Below are 19,060 nucleotides of genomic sequence, written 5' to 3' on the forward strand. Positions count from 1 at the left end.
TAATGTAAAATTTTACCTTTTCTATTTTGGAAATGTTTTCTTTTATGATGAAGTCAACAGAAATACAACATATCGTTTTCATCATAGAATATCTTTATTGTTTTGCAACATTTTTACGTACAATGAAACCTGTTTTGCAAAACGACCTTGCTGACGTCCGTCAAGCTCCTCATAAGCTCGTTGGATATCGTTAAATAGTAATTCTAATAACGCATCTTCTTTTTTGTTCTCAAAATTAAGAAGAGCGTCCGTGGAGGTGTTAAAATACGATGCAATTACCTTTAAACTTTCAAGATCAGGTTCATGACGATCGGTTTCCCAATTCTTAATTTGTCCCCGTGATAAACCTGTTCTCTCAGATAATTGCTCTTGCGTTAAATCAAAAGACTTTCGTAACCGTTTAATATTTTGCCCGACTGTAGTTTTCATAGTTTGAGTATAATAATCGCCTTATCACTATACCATAATTGGTCGATAATCTGACTTTATAAATTATTAAAGGTATTTTTTCAACCTTAACAAATATTTATAGAACAAATGTTTGTTAAGTGGTAAAATATTCATATGAAGTCTTTATATGTCGAAATGCACAATTGCATATCTTATTCCGTGGAACCCGAGAAACGTTGATGTAGAGCCGTTTCTCAATTTTCTCAATATTTATCAGATAACTATACGACTGAATTTTGGGAAATTTGTGGTATTATTAAAACATTAAAATAAACGGAACGAAAAAAAGACTCACAGCGTGTGTAAGTAGTGCTGTCACACTCTTACACCGTTCGCCCGACTCACGAGGGGAACATCTGCCATAAGTCTCTTTTCGGTTACTACACGAGTAACACTTACATTATAACATGCCGATAATACTAAATCATTACTATGGTATGATTTTCCTATTATTAAATTTGAGAAAAAGCGAAGCGTCTTTGTTCCAATTAGGAGGAGCAAAAATGAAGAAGTTAATGAATGAAGTACGAAACTTTATTGATTCCAACAATATGGTGAGAAATGATTTTGCTATAAAAATAGGTGTCAGTAATACAACACTCGGCAATGGGCTAAATGGAAAATTCGAAATGAAATTTGATGTTTTTTTGAAATTATTGAATGAAGTCTATGACAATCAAAGAGAAATTAGATTGAAAATAAAAAAATTCGCAATGAAATGTACAAGTGATTTAAATGTGAAAAAAGCTCTTTTTTATTGTCAAGCAGCCGGGGAATATGACACTATTCAATACTTAATTAGAAAATATAAAGGAAACGAAAATTTACAGAGGTATATTGACGTATACGAACTTTTCAATAAAAGGAATCGTAATGAGATGCGTGGACAAGAACTAAGTAATTTGGTTAACAAATTGGTGCAAATAGAAGATGTTGATCGTGAAATACTTATCGAACTGTTATTAACGGTATGCATGTATGACCACGGGAATTATAGCGCGATGCTTCCGCATGCTGATAATGCTAGAAATGCACTGCCAAAAGTAAAAAATAAATTTGTAAAACAATGTGTAGAATTACATTTTTATGAGCGTCAAGCCTATATACAGCTTCTAAATAATAATGTTAGTGAAAGCCGTAGGATAGCTAATAAAGTCGTAGAATCAAGTTTTAATGCTCTAATTACTAAAGCTACAGCATTATGTTGCATTGGGGAATCTTATATCTTTTCGGGAGAAATTTTAAAAGCTGAAAAGTACATCCTAGAATCTATTAGTTTATTAAAAGAAGTATCTTCTGCACAGAAAACTAGAAAATACAAATCATTTCATACAACATTAGCTTTTCTTTACATAGAACATAATTTCAATCTCGATAAAATCGATTTTACAAAAATAGATAAAGCTGAAATTGCTTTTTTTGAAGCAAAATACGGCGATCGAAACATCGCTATTAAGTTACTAAATGAATTGCTAGAAGAGAACGGAAATTTGACTGGTTTTCAATGGTATTACTATGCTTACGCTAGACCAGAAAAAAGAATAGAATATCTCAATAATGCGTTGCTAGAACTTGCTAAAAATGGTAATATATATTATATGCAGGCTGTTCGTGAAGCCTTAACGAAAGAGCAGGTGAGTTAAATGAAAAAAATTATAGCAACAGTAATTTGTGCTTTCGCTCTATGTGCATTAGTACATAAGGCAGACACTCCAAACAATGCGAATTCAACTGTTAAACCTACAATTCAATATATGATGACGGACCCCGGTGGGCTTTAAGCTTAAAACAAGGGGATTTTAAAAAGACGCTACTTCGGTAGCGTCTTTCGTGCATTATAGGCTATAAAACTTTTTAGTAACTCAGGTAAAAGTTTCACGCTTGTGAATTATTCACAGACTCAACGGAGAGTATAGGGGGAATTAAAAATGATTAGAGAAGAAATCGTAAAGGCGTTTTTAAAGACAGTTAAGGAAGTAGTTCCTGAAAAGGAAGGTGAATACATAGAAGAAAGTTTTGAAACCAAAAAAAATAGCCAGGCCTCATAATTGGGGATGGCTATTTTTTTGTTTTATTATGATGTTCTTCTAAAGTTTTAGTTATTGCAAGCATTTGTTGTAATACGATTTCTTGTTGATCGTCCGGCAATTTATCTAAACGTTCCATAATTTCTTTGAATTTACTGTAAGTGCTTATATCTAAATCAGCTTCTTCACTACGTCCAAGAAGGAAATCTGTAGTTACTTGTAAAGTATCTGCTAATTTTGTAATCATGTCATGTGGCGGAAAGCGTTCTTCTGATTCATAGTACCCTATTACACGAGAAGAAGCTCCTACTTTTTCGCCAAGATTTTGTTGAGTCCATCCACGATTTTTTCTAAGATTTTTAATTTTATTCCCTATGCCTATCATTAAAATCCACCTCGCTGATTTATAAGATTGAACTATTTGTTCACTTTAAATAAAATCTTAGCACATAATGTTCGAAAAGTCATTGACAAAGAACAAAATGTTCGATAATATAAAAGCGAACAAAGAGTTCGTTGTAGGGAAGGTGGTAAACATGAAACATTCAATCCTTTATAAAGAATTAGCTAAACATTGTGGTGTTACAGAACGATACATAAGGATGATAGACAGCAAAGAAAGAACCCCCTCAATGGAAACAGCTAAAAAAATATCAGATTACTTAGGAGAATCCATAGAGGATGTTTTTTTTAAGGATAAATCGAACAAAAAGTTCTTTTTATCTAAATATAAATCAAAAATAATAAATCAAAATAAGGAGGTTTCATGAAAATGAATCAATTACAAGTTATTCAGCATCCAGTTAGTAAATTGGTATTTATGAAAGAAAACGAAGTTATAACTGATAGTTTGACGCTAGCTCAAGTGTTAGGTAAACGTCACTCGGATGTATTGAGAGATATCAGAAAGCATGTAGAAAAACTTAATGAAGCTGGTGAAGTTGATTTTAACCAACGCAACATTGCTCCGGTTGGATACTACGACGCTAAGAAAGAATGGAGATCAAAATACGATCTAACCGAAGATGGATTTGTAATGGTAATGATGTCTTATACAACAATCGAAGCAATGAAAATGAAAGTAAAGTTCATCGAAGAATTCAAACGGATGAAAGAATACATTCAAAAACAGCAGCAACCTTCAGTTGAAGATTCAATTATTTACAGCATGACTGAATTAAAACAAATCAAATCACGCCAAGATCATACGGAAGAAGAAATGAACAAAATGAAACTTTTAGTAGATAATGAGCTTTGGCTTACTGAACAAAACAAAGGTGCTGTTCAACGAAAAGTGAAACAACGTGTTTTTGAACTAAGAAAAGAAGGTTATGATAACGCATCTTATCAAGGAGTGTATGGAGCATTAAAAAGGCATTTCGGGGTAGCTAAATACGATAAAATACCACGGAAATACTATCAAAATGCAATGAAATTCATTTCTGGATGGTATCCGCCTGAAAGACCTAATTTATTCGATGGTCATGTTTCTTAATTACAAAATTAAAATTTTATAAAAAGAAAGGAAGATATAAAAAATGAAGAATGCAACAGTTCAAATAGCGTTGGCAATTACAAAGTTTTCAGCTCAAAAGGGATGGAGGGATGAAGAGTTTTGGGAGGCTATTGAGTTACTTCGCTTCAATAAAGAAGATGAAAGACAAACAACTGTAGAAAAATTAGATAGTATTCCAGTTGCTAATGATAGCGCAAACGATTATCCAATTATGTTAAACGTAACACACGTAGAAGAAATATTAGGAATAGCCAAAAGAACAGCTTACGACATTATGGATCAAAAAGGTTTTCCTTTAGTGAAAATTGGGAGAAAGAAAGTAGTTCCAAGAGATGCATTCTTTAATTGGCTAGAAAAGGGGGTGTCAGCATGATCGAAGATACAACATCATTAGCTATATTAGCAATGGTAATCGCATGTGGCTCATGGTTGTTTTACATCACTTATGAACCAATAAAAGCATGGGCATGGAGTGGAGTAGAACAAAATAAAAAGACCCACGGCAATGGGTCCTTTGAAAAAAATAAGTTGTTATAAGTATACCACGGGAAGTAGTGAAATAGTACATGGATTTAATTGAATATCAAGTGCTATTACCTAATAAGTTCTGGGACTTAGCAAAAAACAAAGATGAATTAAAGAAAATGATTGAACAGTATTTTAGTGTTGGATATCCAAATTATGGAATTCAACGGATTATCGAAAGTGGACAAGCATATGTGGCAGTTTGTACGAGGAGGTAGTTGTAGTGTCAGAAGTTAAATGGATAAAGCTTTCAACTAGTATGTTTGAGGATGAAAAAATACGTTTAATCGAAAGCATGCCTGAAGCTGATACCTTACTAATTATATGGATTAGATTATTAGCGCAAGCCGGGAAAACAAATGCAAGTGGGTATATTTTTCTTAGTAAAAACATTCCTTACTCTGATGAAATGCTTGCAACGCTGTTTAACAGACCAATTGCAACAGTAAGATTGGCGCTTCAAACATTTCAACAATTTGGAATGATTGAGATAACAGATGATCAGTACATTTGTATTTCGAATTGGGAAAAACATCAAAACGTTGATGGATTAGAAAAAATACGTGAGCAAAACCGATTACGCAAACAAAAACAGAGAGAAAAACTTAAATTGGAGATGTCACGTGACGGTCACGAGACAATCACGCGAAGTCACGCAATAGATATAGAAGAAGATAAAGAATTAGATAAAGATAAAGAATTAGAAATAATTAATATATCTTCTTCTGACGAATCAGATACAAAAGTATTAATCCCTTATCAAGAAATCCTAAATTACTTAAATGAAAAAGCAGATAAAAACTTTAATCATAAAGCCGAGAGTCACAAAAAACTAATTAGAGCGAGATGGAATGAAGGTTATACAGTTGAAAACTTCAAAACCGTCATTGATAACAAGGTATCACAATGGCTTGGAAAGTTTGATAAAGAAGGGAAACCTCTTGATCAATATCTAAGACCAAGTACATTGTTTGCTCTAAAACATTTTGATAATTATTTGAACGAAACAGTAAAAGGAGAGAATTCAAATGCAAGCTCTAAAAAGCACAAAGACAATGAATTCATTCAAAAATACGACTTCTCAAAACGCTAGTCAAAGATATGTATTGTCGCCTAATAGATGTACGAATGTATTTTTAGTAGGAAAAGAAAATTTCAAAGATGTTTGCAGCAAACGCATGTTGATAGATACAGAAACACTTGAGGAGTTTTGTCCTCAATGTAGATCGGTAGAAAAGGAAGATCAGAAATTAGCTATAGAGACGCTTGCTATAAAAAAGAAAAATGAAATCATTCATTTGTATGATTCATTTGCTGATAACAGCTTAATAAATGACAAACTCAAAAAAGCTACATTTGAAAATTATGTACCAACGAAAAAGGAATTAGCTGATGCGAAAGAAACAATCATGCATTTTGTAGCTTCATTCAATAAAGAAGAAGCAACAAGCATGATAATAACGGGAGATTATGGAGTAGGAAAAAGTCATTTGTGTGTAGCAGCTACTAAAGAACTTATGAAAAAGGGTCACAGTGCAATGTTTATTCAAATGAATAAGTTATTTACCAAAATCAAATCCACTTGGAATAAAAACAGTGAAATGACAGAAGACAAGCTTATGTCACTACTAGCAAAAGTTGATGTTTTGATTATCGATGACTTTGGAGCGGAATTCACAGAGAAAGATAAAGAAGGCGTCACTTGGAAACAAACGAAGACAAATGAAATTGTAGATAGCCGTATAGGTAAAAGTACTTTATTTACTACTAATTTTACGATTGGTGAATTAGCAGGAATGTATGGAGAACGTGATTTTAGTCGGATGATGGAAAACGCTGAAATGTTAGAAATGCATGGGGATAATTATAGATTACGTAATTTTAAAAAGGGGGTATAAGCATGTGTGTATTATGCCGTAATACAGGAATTATTCGTAAAGAAATTTATCCAGGTGTAGGTCTAACGGAAGGATGTAACTGTGAAGTAGCAAAGCAACAGCAAGAAGACAACGATAAGCGTTGGCAAGCATGGTTAATAAAATTTGAATCAATGAAACAAGAGTTGCAACGGAATCAACAACAAAAAGTTAGTTAACAAGGGGGAGAAAGGAATGAAAAACACAGGTGTTGCAAGAAAAGTGGACGAGCTAGGGCGTGTGGTAATTCCAGTAGAGTTACGCAGAATTTTAGGAATTGCTGAAGGTACAGCATTAGGCTTTCATGTTGAAGGGGAAAACATTGTTTTAAGAAAACATGACAAGTCATGCTTTGTAACGGGCCAAGTTTCTGAATCAAATATTGAATTACTTGATGGAAGAATGTTTCTAAGTAAAGAAGGAGCAACTGAACTACTGGACATTCTTGAAAAGAGTGAAATGGCACATGGCTAAACAACTAAATATTTTCGAAGTAGAGCCAGCGATTTGTGAGTTTGATGTAATGAAAGCCAATGTTAAAAAAGGAACTGGACGCAATACATACGCTGATGTACGCGTCCAAGTTCCAAAGAATGCAAAGTGTACGGATGAGTTACCACGCACAACTAAACAAGATGATCGCTATGACATCTTTGAACAATATGTAATGGCAATATGGAGATTTCAAAGAGCTGTAGATAAGTTTTTCAATTGGGATACAGCTGAAGAATTGTGTAAGGCAGCAAGGGATAAAAAAGAAATAATTCCGGTAAGGGTTTATTTAGGAAGTGGCTTTAAACCTGATGTTGTCGAGTACATGCGGTAGTAAAAGGGAGAGGGACATATGAAAAAAATAGAAATCGATGTTAGCAGCAACAAACTTTTAATAGTGAAGGACGGAAATGTAACGGCAGTAAATCCACCTATGAGCGGATTCGGTGAGCAAGTTGCGATTTGGGTAAACGGTAAAGTAGATCGTGTGGATACTAAGTTTACTGAAAAGATAAAATAATTATTTTTAGAAAGTGGGTTCGCTTATGAGTGTAGCAAGAAATCATGAAGCGATGAAGGAATCACGCTTGAAGGTATACATCGCTTTAGAAGAGGCTAACTTCATTTGGGATGAAAGAGATGTGGTACGTTTTCGTGAAATGTGGAGTCAAGGTATGAGCTTACCAAAGATGGCAAAAGCGTTAAGGAGACACCAAGCGGAAGTTGCGCTTCTTGTAATAGATCAAGCTGATAAGTATTTAATTGAAAATCGTCCAATAGGATTAGGGATTTGCTAAATAGGAAGGGGAAATCAAAATGAAAGCAATGAAAAACAGCGTTATGGAAGTAACTAAATTAATCAGTAAATCAAAGGAAGGACAAGCCTTTATGAGCAACAATCAAATTTGTGAATTAGATCAATATCAAGAAGCGGCATTACGTACATGGAATACAAATCAGGATTTTGGTGGACGTGTTTTAAATGCAGCATTAGGGCTTTCGGGAGAGTCTGGTGAGGTTGCTGATATTGTAAAAAAAGCTATTTTTCATGGTCATGGATTTGATCCAGCTCATTGTCCAGGAGAAGAAGAAGGGAATACGCATAAAATCGCTTTAGAGCTGGGAGATATCTTGTACTACATTTCGATCATGTCTCACGAAATGGGATATACCTTAGAAGATATTGCTCAAATGAATATCGCAAAATTAGCTAAAAGATATCCGGATGGTTTTAGTCGAGAAGCAAGTCAAGCGCGTGTAGATGTAAAGTAAGACAAAATTTGAATTTTATAAGAAACGAGGTTAAAAGATGGAGACGTATACGGGATTTGAAGCAATTGAACGAATGAAAACACATTGGATACAGCGTAAAGGTGCGCCAATGGCACTTGCTTTTACTATTGAAAATTGTGTACTTACGTATTCACCTAAGTATAAAGATAACGGACGTCATTCTGATATACCGTTAGAGTTCTTCTTTAAAAACCAATTTGTAGATTATGAAGAAAAAGAAAACTGAACAAAAGCGTTATTTGAATAGAAAAGGAGAAATGAAAAATGAAAAGACTAGAACATGATTTGCTAACGAGAAAGTACACTGAGGTATTTCACGAAGAGGAGTTTACAAACAATGCTCCACATCACTTTGAAGTTTATGCTAACACTGGAATCGTTATGTACAATCCTAATAACGTCGATAACGATAATCCATTACCTTTAAAGGTTGGAGAGGTTAATTTTCAAGAAGGACCAATCCAAGAAGCTGGTATTAACGGTGTAATGAATGAGGATCTTATCGCTATGGTTATTTGTCGCCTTGAACATTTCAATCAAACGGATTTCCGTTGTAAAGAGAACTCAATGGCAATCACTAAGCTAGAAGAGGCGTTACTATGGCTTAGAAAAAGAACTTTGGGTAGGGAAAAACGAGGCGTAGAAGGTACGCATACTAAATAAACAACTGAACAAAATCGTTATTTGAAACCAAATAAAAAAAGAGCACACATATAAGTGTGCTTCTAGACTAAAAGGTTTGAACGTATGGACTGTGGAGTGCCCTACACAATAATATATGCTTGTCTGATTAAAAGGTGAAAAATTTTTATATAAAGAGGTTATTTAATTATGAAATACAAAAGAGCACTTATAGAAGTGCTCTTGATAAAAGTTATCCCTCTTGCTGGTAGAGGTACATGGTATTATATGTGAGATTTTTATAAGGGTGAAAAAATTTAATAAAAACGCTGTTTTAGTAACCCCCCTTTTTAAAAAGGCCTGTTGTGAGGGTAGGCCTTTTTAAAAAATTTAAGGATAAAGTTTTACATGGAGATAAATTATATATTACTAGATTTAATTCATAAATCCTGTATGTTGAAGGTTGGAAAAATTTTTATGTATTTAATAAAAACTTCATTTTATACAATTAAACAGCTAGCTAATCACGCTAGCTGTCCTGGTAAAAAAAGAAAACGGTGCTAAACAAATATTGCTGTTGTAATTGCGAATTACAACTATAGTATGAACAGGGTTGAAAATGTTATGCGAAAATAATCAAATAAAAATTTCATTTTGTAGAAAAGGAGGGATATATATGAGGATGTATAGATGGAGAGCTACATTAACTGCTAGTGGAGAGCATGGACGGCTAAAAAAACTCAAAGAGCGTAGCCGAAAGCGGAAATTACATCGTAACTTCACTATAGAGAAGCAAGAATGGTCTTCGGCGTGGTTTGGCTGGATAGATCCAATGTGGATTGCAAAAAGAGAAGACAGAAGAAGTAATAGACGTAAATTTAAAAGAGCAGCTAGCAAAAGCTAACTGCTCTCTGAAAAAAACGTTAAGAAGGAAGTTCAGAATACAAGTGTATTTATAGTATGAACAAGATTTGAGGATTTATTCGAGGGGGAATTGATATGGTTGATGAATTTGAAGCGTTATTTACTAAGGTGGCCCAAGTACAAGGTGATCAAGAATTAACATGTAGCTGTACAGAGTGTTACTGGAATATGTATTTTCCTAATCGTTCTAGTTCAAAGGAATGCGTATCGGAAAGCTTAGCAGACTTCAAAATGACACCTAATTCAACTAAGTGTAAAGGATACTGGGATTATACAGAGGCGTGTGGCCATCCAAAACGATAAAAGAGCAGCTAGCAAAAGCTAACTGCTCATCTCCAAGGGGGAACAAGGAGAAAGTAACTTAATGGGTTGTCTATAGTATTGACGGAATATTGAGTTTTATTCAGAAGGGACCGAAATATTGTGAGTAATTTTAACGGGGAGAAGTTAACGGAACTTCGGCATTTATTCGGAATGACTCAAGGACAAGTTGCTGAATTGTTAGATGTTGATATTAATAAGTTGATTGAGATAGAGCGATCAAGAATCATTCCATCGTTTAATCAAATACAAGTGCTTTGCAAGAGGTTTCATGTTAAACCAAAGTATTTTTATAGCGAATCATTTGTAACTAGCGTGGTAAATCCGAGTTATATTTCTTTTCGATATTAATAAGGAGGTAGAGGGAAATGATTGAGATTAATCTTAAAAGCGGAAGAAGTTTAGGGTGGATATTTGATACTGAACAGGAAATGAAAAAAACGTGGGAACAAATGAAGAAAGTGGATTATACCAAGAAAGGTGCTATTGAATGTAATGGAACTTTAATTCCTTATAGTAGTATTGAATTTCTCAAAATAAAGAAAAACTGAACAAAATAATCCTTTTAATAGAAAGCGAGGTTAGGATAATGACTAATTTAAAGAAAAGAAAAATTAGAAAAGCTATCGCGCGTCGCACAAAGGCAGTAGAGAAATATCAAGTTGATAACGCTTGGAGAAATATTTTTGTGAAAGCTGGAATAATAAAATAACAGTACTGGAGGGATAGAAAATGAATGGTAAACAGTTTTTCGGAATGTATTTGGCTCTTTACTTAATCATCATGTTTGTGACCTTTAGTAATGCGAAAAGCTTCATACAAGCTGGAATTATTATGGTACTTGTAATTTTGATTTCAGAAGTTGATCATAGATATGGATTTTATAAGGGAAGCAAGAAAGCTAAAAGCAAACAAATATAGTCCGGCTAGAAAACTAGAGGACACCAATTCATTAAAGCAGCAATAAAAGCTGTTTTAGGAATAGGTGTCCTTTTTATTTTGAAAAGGGAGATGGGGAAATGAAGGGGTTAAAGGATCAGTTACGTGAATGGAAAAAGCAATCGAATCAAGCAAAAAAGAAAAAGAAGAAAAAACGAAAAGAGAAATTTAGCACTCGTGAAATTGAGGATTTAATGGGGATGCATAGACCTTGTTATGAACGAAGACGTGGAGCAATAAGACAAAAGTAATCTAAAAATAAAAAGGAGTGGTCTTACATGACTAAACAATTATCTTTCTTACCAAAAATTGATAGAATAGCGACACAAGAGAAATTAGAAGGTGTGTTGGAAAGCGTACGTATACATAGACAATTCGGGATGATGCGTAAAGAAATGAAAGTCACTCCTTCTTATGAAATACGCGAGCACGGTCCTACACATACAGTTGGTAAGCCGTTAGAAGATGTTGCTATAGCAAATATCCAACAAAGTAAACGAGAAGAATGGTTAGCAATAATGTCATTACGTATTAATCAATTTCTAAATCGATTAGGAAATGGGCGTGCAGGAATCATCCAAAGGGATATCATTTATAAACGTTATTTAGAAGAAGAGGATGTATGTGATTACATGGTTTATAACGAAATTGGAATGTCAGAGCGTACTTATCGACGTTGGAAGTCTAAAGCGTTTTATAAGCTTGCTTTTGCACTCGGATTAGAAGTTTACGAGACAGAAGAGACTGGAGGTAATGAATAATGAATTTTGTTCAGCCAATACGTGATCCAGAAGAAATACAGCAGCTAAAAGATTATTTTAAAGAAAAGAGCTTACGTAATTACATTCTCTTCATTATGGGAATCAATACAGGCCTAAGAATCTCGGACATTTTGAAATTGAAGGTAGGAGATGTCAAAGGTAGTCATATATCTATGAGAGAAAAGAAAACTGGGAAACAGAAACGAATACAAATTACTGCAGCATTGAAAAGAGAACTTAAATGGTTTATTGAAGAAAGAGAAGATAATGAGTACTTATTGCAAAGTAGACAAGGCAGTAATCGTCCAATCGGTCGTAGCATGGCATATAAGATATTAAGCGGAGCGGCGGCAGAGTTTGGTTTAGATGAAATAGGAACACATACATTGAGAAAGACGTACGGGTATCATATGTACATGCAAACGAAAAACATAGCATTACTTATGGAGATATTCAATCACTCATCAGAGAAGGTCACGTTACGTTATATAGGTGTAAACCAAGATGCAATGGATAAAGCAATGACTAGGTTTAAAATCTAAGCATTGCTTTTTCTTTTTAAATCTATACAGTTACTCATAAATTTTGTACTGTGTAACTCAAAAGGGAAAGTTTAATTAAGTCAATGATACCAAGGGATTTGGCGAAGGGGTCAGTTACACACAATACAAGATATGGGTAAGTCATTAGAGAAAGAGCGTGGCAAGAGAATAGTTGCCAAAAACTAATAAATTAGGTAAAACAGTTGCAAAGAGTAAATTAGGATATTGGTAGGGAAAATAAGTGGCAGAGTCGTGACCGCTTTTTGGCAGGAAATGTGCCGGTTGTTTTGGAATTCACGTGATATATTTGTATTGTGAGAAGTGGCGGAAAACACAACTCACAATGTTCCTTTATAAACTATATGTTGTCTAAACGATTTCATAATGATGGCACATAAAATCCGAAACCAGCAGATGGTAATGATTGAATGTTACCGTTATTAGGGAGAGCTTTTGCTCTTCTTTGAGCTAACAACATCCTAGGTAGACAGAATCAGGAGAACCTGATAAGTTTTCCGATGGTGTCTGTCGCGGTTGTTAGCTGAGAGAAGAATAAAACTTCACATACCGGAATTAAAGTATAAATTAATAACCCATTTCAAAGCATCCATTCGGGTGCTTTTTATTTTGGAGGAGGATGAAGGATGGAATCTATAACAAAAATAATTGCTAATTTAGAAAAAAGCGTTAACGATTTACAAAGAGATAGAGATGGTCTAAAACAAACATTACTTCATGTTTCAACGGCAGTAGAAGCATTGAATAGAAAGGTTGATATGTTAGAAAAGGGATTAGTAACGAAAGCGGATATAACTCATGTTCAATTGATAAATAAACAATCTGAAATAATTAAGAAGATTAACGATAGTAAATCCATTCCTATGGATTGTAAAGTTGGAGTTTCATTAGATGGAAGAGTTGTAGCGGAATCTATTGTCGAACATACAGCCGATTCAATCAAATGTCGTGTAATTAAAGGGAGTGAAATGAATGAAACTAAATAAACAAGAACAAACAGTTATCGTCGGCCATTTAATCAACAATGTTATTGGTTTGGAATTAGTAAAGCAACACATCGATCCACAGAAATTAGAAAAGGCTGTAGCTCAACATAATGAGATTAATGATGATATGACGCCAAAACAAACAAGAGAATCACTTATTAGTGTATTGGATAAAGCGATAGATGAGTTTTTAAAACAGTAAACATAAAAAAAGAGGTGAGGATAATTGGATAGCGTTTTAAAAGGTAAGATTGCTGCACTTGGTCTTATGTCTGTTGATAAGAAAGCATATATCAAATACCTTAAACCACTTGAAAAAGCGCACAAAAAGTCTGGAATAGATGTTAAGTATTACAAGCTATATGGTGGGAAGCCTATGTTTTATTCTGTGGAATACCTAGAACAAACATCAATAAAAGAATTATTGGAAAAAGATAAATGGAGAAAGGATCTAAGTGTAAGGGGTGAGGGTGATGCAAGATGACATTGAGATTCGATTAAAAGAGTTCTATGAATTACATAAAGCATGTGAAGTTATTAGCCAATGGATTTTAGAATCTTGGGAATGGATAAAAGAGATGGCTGAGCTTTACATGCAATCTATTAATTGTGAATATGAATCAGCAACACCTAAACAAATATACGGATATGTTAAACATAAAGTAATGAGGTCACAGGTTATAGATCGTAAGCCTAAAAACATAAGAGCGAGAACGGTTTGTTAATACAATTTTATATAGGTGGTGATTTGTGTGTTTAGGATATTTAAAATGTTTGCACATGATGTTAAGGTTCTTGGTCATGATGTGATTAAATTATTCAAAGCTACTAATCACGAACAAGTAAAAGCAACCTTGATTGTAGCTCATGATCCAATAGACAAGATGGTTGAAAAGGAAATGGCGCAACTGAAAGCAATAAAGGATGATAAGGAGTGCAAGGATATGTGTGATGTACGTACAGAGATTAACTATTATCATACTCATAAATGTTTAGCATGCGGTCATCAGGATAGAGTTAATTATCCTTCTAAAGAGGCGTATCAAGAAGTAACGGTTTGTCCTAAATGTAACGGTGCTTTTGTGGATATGTGGAAGTTAGAGAAGTACAAGCAATCTAACGAGACTGTAGAACCTTTATTAACAATTACATTATCAGATATAGATGCTAAACCGATAGTTCATTACAAAGGCAAACAGATTGATAGAAAGTTACGTGTTGCATTTGATTGGGAAACACAATCGATAGATAAGATTAATCGGACATACATTCATATTGAACATGTACCATCTGATAATAAGCGTTTCAATACTGAAGTCATTCAACATAATCATCCTATTGTGGAAGACCAAGTGGAGCTTTATCGGTTATGAAAGAATACAAAACCAAACAACAGAAGCGTAAGTTCTATGACAGTGGTGAGTGGAAGAGTATACGTGAGCAAGTAAAGAAGCGTGACAACTATGAATGCCAGGAATGTAAACGGAATGGTCGTGTTCAAACAGACACTAATGAATACAGTGAGAGTGCCAAGCGTAAGAAGATACAACTCGTTGTCCATCATATAAAAGAACTAGAACATCATCCAGAACTTGCGTTAGAAATAAACAATTTAGAAACAGTATGTGTGGATTGCCACAATAAAGAACACGGTAGAACATTCAAAAAGAAACAGAATAAATGGGAACACGATGAAAAGTGGTAAAAATGATTCGAAAACAGTCCCCCCCTTAAAATATTTCATCAAAAAATGCTCTAAGGGGCACCGGAGGAGGGGGTTAACTGTCAGGTTTTTTTCGAAAATACGCGCGTAAGGGGGGGTGGGTAGATGGCTGTTAGTATTGTAAGGTTAAAGGAACAGTTAATGAATAGTATTGATACGACAGATTTAGTTGAAGTTGAAAAGGTGGAACGTTATATTGATCTAGTTAAAGCATTTCGAAAAATTAATAAAACGATAACTAAAGAAGGGGAATCTGTAACAATCAAAAATGGAACCCAAGTTTTCGTTAAGGCCCACCCTCTTATAAGTGAGAGGAATAAAATTAACAGTTCTTTAATTGCGTTAGGGAGAGATATAAAGTTTGTTGTTAAGAATACTATCCCTGATACAGGATATAACAAAAGTGATCTTACATGATTAAGCAAAAATATGTAGAAGAATATATTGAACTTTATCGAAGTGGGAAAGTGAAGTTCAATAAAGAAAGAGAACTGTTAATTGGATATCTAGAAAAATACGTTCTAAATAGAGACGATTTGTATTTTGATGATGAAATGATTGAGGATTGTATTAACTTCGGTGAGAAGTGGTATTTTCCGATGCAACCATTTCAAAAATTCTTAATAGCATTCGTCTTTTTGTTTTATAAGAAAAATGGACGTGTATTTTATCGTAAATTCCTATGGATGTTAGGGCGTGGCGGCGGTAAAAATGGTCTGATTTCTGTTATTATTCATTTTTTAATTAGTGAATTACATGGCATTCCAGAGTATAACATTTCAGTTGTTGCGAATAGTGAAGAACAGGCGAAAACAAGCCCTGATGAAGTTCATAAATGTGTGAAGAAGAATGAGGTCTTGAAGAGGGCCTTTAAAACAACGTTAACTCAAACGGTTTCAAAGGCTACTGAAAGTGTACTGAAGTTTAGGACTTCAAACGGTGATACAAAAGATGGTTTGCGTGATGGTGCTGTAGTATTTGATGAAATACATCAATACGAAAGTAATAAAGATGTCCGTGTTCATATCAGTGGTTTAGGGAAAAAGAAAAACCCACGTGAATTTTACATTGGTACAGATGGATATGTTCGTGACGGTTTCTTAGATAAGCAAAAAGAAAAGGCAATGAAGGTATTGAACGGTGAAGCACGTCCGAATGCTGTCTTTCCTTTTATCTGTAAATTGAATGATGAAAACGAAGTGGATGATATTGATAATTGGGAACTTGCTAATCCTATGTTATCTAAACCATTGAGCGAATATGCTGAGGGGTTACTTGAAACTATAAAAGAAGAATACGAAGATTTAGAAGATGACCCAAGTAATAGAGAAGAATTCATGACAAAACGAATGAATTTACCTGTTACAGATTTAGAAAGGTCAGTTGCAAAATGGGAAGAGATTGCGGCAACTAATCGCGAATTGCCAGATTTACAAGGTCATGAATGTATCGGCGCACTTGATTATGCAAGTATTCGTGATTTCGCAGCATGTGGATTACTTTTTAGAAGTAAGGGTGATTATTTATGGAAATCTCATTCGTATGCTAGAAAGGAATTCGTTGATAAATATTATAGTTATTCCAAAAAGCATGATGCTGAAATTGCAGGTAAGAAAAAGTTTGCACCAATTAGAGAATGGGAAGAGCAAGGCCTTCTGACAGTTGTGGAAGGAGAAACAATTGATCCGCATACCATCGTTGCTTGGTTCGTTGAAATGCGAAATTATTATGATATCAAAAAAATCATAATGGATAATTATCGTGCGGACTTACTAAGAACACTTTTTGAGGATGCTGGATTTGAAGTTGAAGTAATTAGAAATCCGAGAGCTATTCATGGTTTGCTTGCTCCTAGAATTGAAGTTGCATTTGCACATCGCCAAATTGTATTTGGTGATAATCCAATAATGCGTTGGTATACCAATAATGTACTCGTTGTTATTAAAAAAGATGGAAATAAAATGTATGAGAAGAAAGAACCAGTTCGCAGAAAAACAGATGGATTCCAGGCATTTGTACATGCTATGTATCGAGCAGATGAGGTAAGAGAAACAGATGTTGGTGCAGCGCTAGACTTGCTGAATGCATTGAACTTCTAAGAAGGGGGTGAAGGGGAAATATGAGTTGGTTGTCGGATGTACTTGGTAAAAATAAAGAGATTAATATGATGCTAAATGATTTTGATTTCTTTGGTATTGAAACGAATCAAAGAGCGTATTTAAAAAAGGTAGCATTAGAAACTTGTATTAATTTTATTGCTCGAACCGTTTCGTTGTCTGAATTTCGGATGATGAAAAAGGATACACGTCAATATAATGATTGGCATTACTTATTGAATATTAGGCCCAATACAGATCAAAGCGCAGCTGATTTTTGGCAAGATTTTGTGTATAAATTGATTCTTGATAATGAAGTGTTGGCAATTCTTACAGATCAAAATGATTTACTCATTGCTGATCATTTTGATCGTGTTGAATATGCAGTATATCCTGATGTGTTTAAAAATGTAACCGTAAAGGATTATACATTCCAAAGGTCATTTCAAATGGACGAGGTTATTTACATTACTTATAACAATGAAGAATTGACAAAATTTATGAGTGGAATATTCAAGGATTACACTCAACTTTTTAGTCGTATGATTGAGACAAATATGTTTTCTAATCAAATACGTGCAACTGCCGAGATGGAATCCGCACAGAATTTGGAGGGGGAAAACCTTACTAAATTACAAAGCTTTATGGATAAATTGTTTGGGGCGTTTCGGAAAAACGCTTTTGCAATCGTTCCAAAAATAAAAGGTTTTAACTATACGGAAATTGCCGATGGTTCAAATAATGGAAGGTCTGTAGAGGAACTATCAAAATTAAAAAAAGATTTAATAGATCATGTGGCTAATATTTTAGGTATTCCTACGGCATTAGTTCGTGGTGATATGGGAGACTACGAAACATCAATTAAAGCCTATATAAAGTTCTGTATTAGTCCTCTAATTAAAAAGATTGAAGATGAATTAAATGCGAAATTAATTGAAAAAAAGAATTTCCTATTAGGAGAAAAAATTGAAGTAACTGGTGTGAAAGAGAAAGATATTATAGATCATGCTGAAGCTGTTGATAAATTAGTAGCAAGTGGTGCATTCACTAGAAATGAGGTGAGGAAGTTGTTTGGTGCTGAACGCTCTAATAATCCAGAACTAGACGAATTTGTAATTACGAAGAATTATCAATCTGCAAATTCAATTGAAGGAGGTGATAAGAATGAAAAATAAAATACAACATATTCCTTATCAGTTTTCTAATGCAGTTAATCCAGAAAATGATGAGCACGAAATGGTGTTATCAGGTTATATCGGTAGTAGCAGTTGGTGGTACGATGCTATTAGTGCTGAAAGTGTAAGAAGCGCTTTGAAAGAAGTTAGAGCATCTACAGTTAAAATTAAATTAAACAGTGGTGGTGGCGATGCCGATCAAGGTGTTGAGATTTATAATTACTTAAAGGACTTAGATAAAAAAGTCATTGTGGAAGTTACATCACTAGCAGCTTCTGCTGCATCGATTATTGCAATGGCTGCTGACGAGATTGTTATGCGCACAGGCTCACGAATGATGATTCATGAAGCGTCAACAATAGCTTATGGAAACAAGCAGGATATTCAAAAAACATTGAATGCACTCGAAGCGTATGATGAGTCGATAGTTTCAATTTATCAGCAAAAAACAGGTAAAAGTCGTGAAGAGATTACAGATTTATTAGAAGCTGAAACGTGGTTTACTGCTGAACAAGCAGTACAAGAAGGTTTTGCTGACAAAGTAGAATTTGATAATCGAGAAAGTGATAGTGGTATTACTGATGAACAGTTGGAACAGATTATTAATAGGGTAACGAATAACTTACAACAAAATATGAATTTATCAAATAAACCTAATCCAGAACCACCACATTTACAAGTGGAGGGCAATCAAAAACGGAAAAGGTTTTTTTAATTCTCAAAAATTAGGAGGAA

At 34.2% G+C, this 19,060-nt stretch carries 37 protein-coding genes; 35 read left to right on the forward strand and 2 right to left on the reverse strand.

Translation table 11 applies throughout. The features are described 5' to 3' along the window. Window positions 1-81: 81 nt before the first annotated feature. Entirely contained in the window at window positions 82-429 is a 348-nt protein-coding gene (locus MHH27_RS01920) for a helix-turn-helix transcriptional regulator (protein ID WP_086421884.1), read from the reverse strand. Between the two features lie 524 nt (window positions 430-953). Between MHH27_RS01920 and MHH27_RS01925 the strand changes: the two genes are divergently transcribed. Next, entirely contained in the window at window positions 954-2,093 is a 1,140-nt protein-coding gene (locus tag MHH27_RS01925) for an AimR family lysis-lysogeny pheromone receptor (RefSeq protein ID WP_340941455.1), read from the forward strand. A 415-nt stretch (window positions 2,094-2,508) separates the two neighbouring features. Here the strand turns inward: MHH27_RS01925 and MHH27_RS01930 are convergent, their stop codons facing one another. After that, window positions 2,509-2,859, reverse strand: coding sequence for a helix-turn-helix domain-containing protein (locus MHH27_RS01930; RefSeq protein WP_050552554.1), 351 nt, complete (start codon window positions 2,857-2,859; stop codon window positions 2,509-2,511). A 154-nt stretch (window positions 2,860-3,013) separates the two neighbouring features. Between MHH27_RS01930 and MHH27_RS01935 the strand changes: the two genes are divergently transcribed. The 34 genes from MHH27_RS01935 (at window position 3,014) to MHH27_RS02100 (ending at window position 19,040) form a co-directional block, all read left to right on the forward strand. Then, window positions 3,014-3,247, forward strand: coding sequence for a helix-turn-helix transcriptional regulator (locus tag MHH27_RS01935; RefSeq protein ID WP_086421886.1), 234 nt, complete (start codon window positions 3,014-3,016; stop codon window positions 3,245-3,247). A gap of 2 nt (window positions 3,248-3,249) precedes the next feature. Beyond that, complete coding sequence (locus MHH27_RS01940; protein ID WP_340941458.1) at window positions 3,250-3,972, forward strand: Rha family transcriptional regulator; 723 nt, start codon at window positions 3,250-3,252, stop codon at window positions 3,970-3,972. A gap of 43 nt (window positions 3,973-4,015) precedes the next feature. Next, the gene (locus MHH27_RS01945; protein ID WP_086421887.1) at window positions 4,016-4,366 is read left to right on the forward strand and encodes a helix-turn-helix domain-containing protein; all 351 of its coding nucleotides are present in this window, start codon (window positions 4,016-4,018) and stop codon (window positions 4,364-4,366) included. Continuing rightward, window positions 4,363-4,530: a hypothetical protein gene (locus MHH27_RS01950; RefSeq protein WP_176281419.1), complete on the forward strand. Its 168-nt coding sequence runs from the start codon at window positions 4,363-4,365 to the stop codon at window positions 4,528-4,530. Before MHH27_RS01945 ends, MHH27_RS01950 begins: the two co-directional genes overlap by 4 nt. Before the next feature lie 29 nt (window positions 4,531-4,559). Beyond that, complete coding sequence (locus tag MHH27_RS01955; RefSeq protein ID WP_086421888.1) at window positions 4,560-4,736, forward strand: hypothetical protein; 177 nt, start codon at window positions 4,560-4,562, stop codon at window positions 4,734-4,736. Between the two features lie 5 nt (window positions 4,737-4,741). Continuing rightward, a complete protein-coding gene (locus tag MHH27_RS01960; RefSeq protein ID WP_340941461.1) occupies window positions 4,742-5,611 on the forward strand; it encodes a phage replisome organizer N-terminal domain-containing protein in 870 nt (289 codons plus the stop codon). After that, a complete protein-coding gene (locus tag MHH27_RS01965) occupies window positions 5,574-6,416 on the forward strand; it encodes an ATP-binding protein (protein WP_445687302.1) in 843 nt (280 codons plus the stop codon). The genes MHH27_RS01960 and MHH27_RS01965 overlap by 38 nt, the downstream gene beginning before the upstream one ends. Window positions 6,417-6,418: 2 nt before the next feature. Continuing rightward, on the forward strand, window positions 6,419-6,613 hold the full coding sequence (locus MHH27_RS01970; RefSeq protein WP_340941466.1) for a hypothetical protein: 195 nt from the start codon (window positions 6,419-6,421) through the stop codon (window positions 6,611-6,613). A gap of 16 nt (window positions 6,614-6,629) precedes the next feature. Next, the gene (locus MHH27_RS01975; protein ID WP_340941468.1) at window positions 6,630-6,908 is read left to right on the forward strand and encodes an AbrB/MazE/SpoVT family DNA-binding domain-containing protein; all 279 of its coding nucleotides are present in this window, start codon (window positions 6,630-6,632) and stop codon (window positions 6,906-6,908) included. Next, entirely contained in the window at window positions 6,901-7,260 is a 360-nt protein-coding gene (locus MHH27_RS01980; protein WP_340941470.1) for a cell division protein SepF, read from the forward strand. The genes MHH27_RS01975 and MHH27_RS01980 overlap by 8 nt, the downstream gene beginning before the upstream one ends. An 18-nt stretch (window positions 7,261-7,278) precedes the next feature. After that, on the forward strand, window positions 7,279-7,446 hold the full coding sequence (locus MHH27_RS01985; protein ID WP_080451815.1) for a DUF3954 domain-containing protein: 168 nt from the start codon (window positions 7,279-7,281) through the stop codon (window positions 7,444-7,446). 25 nt (window positions 7,447-7,471) lie between these two features. Further along, complete coding sequence (locus MHH27_RS01990) at window positions 7,472-7,723, forward strand: hypothetical protein (RefSeq protein ID WP_000109496.1); 252 nt, start codon at window positions 7,472-7,474, stop codon at window positions 7,721-7,723. Window positions 7,724-7,742: 19 nt separating this feature from the next. After that, a complete protein-coding gene (locus tag MHH27_RS01995; RefSeq protein ID WP_098208517.1) occupies window positions 7,743-8,198 on the forward strand; it encodes a nucleoside triphosphate pyrophosphohydrolase family protein in 456 nt (151 codons plus the stop codon). 37 nt (window positions 8,199-8,235) lie between these two features. Then, window positions 8,236-8,445: a hypothetical protein gene (locus MHH27_RS02000; protein ID WP_011731650.1), complete on the forward strand. Its 210-nt coding sequence runs from the start codon at window positions 8,236-8,238 to the stop codon at window positions 8,443-8,445. 38 nt (window positions 8,446-8,483) lie between these two features. Beyond that, the gene (locus tag MHH27_RS02005) at window positions 8,484-8,882 is read left to right on the forward strand and encodes a hypothetical protein (RefSeq protein ID WP_340941480.1); all 399 of its coding nucleotides are present in this window, start codon (window positions 8,484-8,486) and stop codon (window positions 8,880-8,882) included. Window positions 8,883-9,516: 634 nt separating this feature from the next. Next, window positions 9,517-9,744: a hypothetical protein gene (locus tag MHH27_RS02010; RefSeq protein ID WP_340941482.1), complete on the forward strand. Its 228-nt coding sequence runs from the start codon at window positions 9,517-9,519 to the stop codon at window positions 9,742-9,744. A gap of 95 nt (window positions 9,745-9,839) precedes the next feature. Next, entirely contained in the window at window positions 9,840-10,067 is a 228-nt protein-coding gene (locus MHH27_RS02015; protein ID WP_098648915.1) for a hypothetical protein, read from the forward strand. 120 nt (window positions 10,068-10,187) lie between these two features. Then, entirely contained in the window at window positions 10,188-10,436 is a 249-nt protein-coding gene (locus tag MHH27_RS02020; protein WP_081097548.1) for a helix-turn-helix domain-containing protein, read from the forward strand. A gap of 17 nt (window positions 10,437-10,453) precedes the next feature. Continuing rightward, window positions 10,454-10,636 (forward strand): hypothetical protein, encoded by a 183-nt coding sequence (locus MHH27_RS02025; protein WP_021728831.1) that lies wholly within the window; start codon window positions 10,454-10,456, stop codon window positions 10,634-10,636. Window positions 10,637-10,674: 38 nt separating this feature from the next. After that, complete coding sequence (locus MHH27_RS02030; protein WP_000183173.1) at window positions 10,675-10,797, forward strand: DUF3983 domain-containing protein; 123 nt, start codon at window positions 10,675-10,677, stop codon at window positions 10,795-10,797. A gap of 20 nt (window positions 10,798-10,817) precedes the next feature. Beyond that, entirely contained in the window at window positions 10,818-11,006 is a 189-nt protein-coding gene (locus MHH27_RS02035; RefSeq protein ID WP_078400816.1) for a hypothetical protein, read from the forward strand. A 98-nt stretch (window positions 11,007-11,104) separates the two neighbouring features. Continuing rightward, window positions 11,105-11,275: a hypothetical protein gene (locus MHH27_RS02040; protein WP_000677276.1), complete on the forward strand. Its 171-nt coding sequence runs from the start codon at window positions 11,105-11,107 to the stop codon at window positions 11,273-11,275. 27 nt (window positions 11,276-11,302) lie between these two features. Further along, a complete protein-coding gene (locus MHH27_RS02045; protein ID WP_088065331.1) occupies window positions 11,303-11,785 on the forward strand; it encodes an ArpU family phage packaging/lysis transcriptional regulator in 483 nt (160 codons plus the stop codon). Then, entirely contained in the window at window positions 11,785-12,327 is a 543-nt protein-coding gene (locus tag MHH27_RS02050; protein WP_069354856.1) for a site-specific integrase, read from the forward strand. The genes MHH27_RS02045 and MHH27_RS02050 overlap by 1 nt, the downstream gene beginning before the upstream one ends. A gap of 644 nt (window positions 12,328-12,971) precedes the next feature. After that, window positions 12,972-13,331, forward strand: a complete 360-nt coding sequence (locus MHH27_RS02055; protein WP_340941489.1) for a hypothetical protein — start codon at window positions 12,972-12,974, stop codon at window positions 13,329-13,331. Next, entirely contained in the window at window positions 13,318-13,533 is a 216-nt protein-coding gene (locus tag MHH27_RS02060; RefSeq protein WP_340941491.1) for a hypothetical protein, read from the forward strand. The genes MHH27_RS02055 and MHH27_RS02060 overlap by 14 nt, the downstream gene beginning before the upstream one ends. Before the next feature lie 24 nt (window positions 13,534-13,557). Continuing rightward, window positions 13,558-13,815, forward strand: a complete 258-nt coding sequence (locus MHH27_RS02065; RefSeq protein ID WP_340941493.1) for a hydrolase — start codon at window positions 13,558-13,560, stop codon at window positions 13,813-13,815. Then, window positions 13,805-14,056, forward strand: coding sequence for a hypothetical protein (locus MHH27_RS02070; protein WP_340941495.1), 252 nt, complete (start codon window positions 13,805-13,807; stop codon window positions 14,054-14,056). The genes MHH27_RS02065 and MHH27_RS02070 overlap by 11 nt, the downstream gene beginning before the upstream one ends. A 219-nt stretch (window positions 14,057-14,275) precedes the next feature. Beyond that, on the forward strand, window positions 14,276-14,704 hold the full coding sequence (locus MHH27_RS02075) for a hypothetical protein (RefSeq protein WP_340944804.1): 429 nt from the start codon (window positions 14,276-14,278) through the stop codon (window positions 14,702-14,704). After that, a complete protein-coding gene (locus MHH27_RS02080) occupies window positions 14,701-15,036 on the forward strand; it encodes an HNH endonuclease (RefSeq protein WP_340941497.1) in 336 nt (111 codons plus the stop codon). Before MHH27_RS02075 ends, MHH27_RS02080 begins: the two co-directional genes overlap by 4 nt. Window positions 15,037-15,159: 123 nt before the next feature. Next, window positions 15,160-15,471: a P27 family phage terminase small subunit gene (locus tag MHH27_RS02085; RefSeq protein ID WP_016125621.1), complete on the forward strand. Its 312-nt coding sequence runs from the start codon at window positions 15,160-15,162 to the stop codon at window positions 15,469-15,471. Next, window positions 15,468-17,153, forward strand: a complete 1,686-nt coding sequence (locus tag MHH27_RS02090) for a terminase large subunit domain-containing protein (RefSeq protein ID WP_016125622.1) — start codon at window positions 15,468-15,470, stop codon at window positions 17,151-17,153. The genes MHH27_RS02085 and MHH27_RS02090 overlap by 4 nt, the downstream gene beginning before the upstream one ends. A 20-nt stretch (window positions 17,154-17,173) precedes the next feature. Beyond that, window positions 17,174-18,325 (forward strand): phage portal protein, encoded by a 1,152-nt coding sequence (locus tag MHH27_RS02095; RefSeq protein WP_046392743.1) that lies wholly within the window; start codon window positions 17,174-17,176, stop codon window positions 18,323-18,325. After that, the gene (locus MHH27_RS02100) at window positions 18,315-19,040 is read left to right on the forward strand and encodes a head maturation protease, ClpP-related (protein WP_000791073.1); all 726 of its coding nucleotides are present in this window, start codon (window positions 18,315-18,317) and stop codon (window positions 19,038-19,040) included. Before MHH27_RS02095 ends, MHH27_RS02100 begins: the two co-directional genes overlap by 11 nt. Window positions 19,041-19,060 lie beyond the last annotated feature (20 nt).

Origin of the sequence: Bacillus sp. FSL L8-0152, from assembly GCF_038006365.1 — a bacterium.
In the GTDB taxonomy this organism is placed as follows: Bacteria; Bacillota; Bacilli; order Bacillales; family Bacillaceae_G; genus Bacillus_A; species Bacillus_A cereus.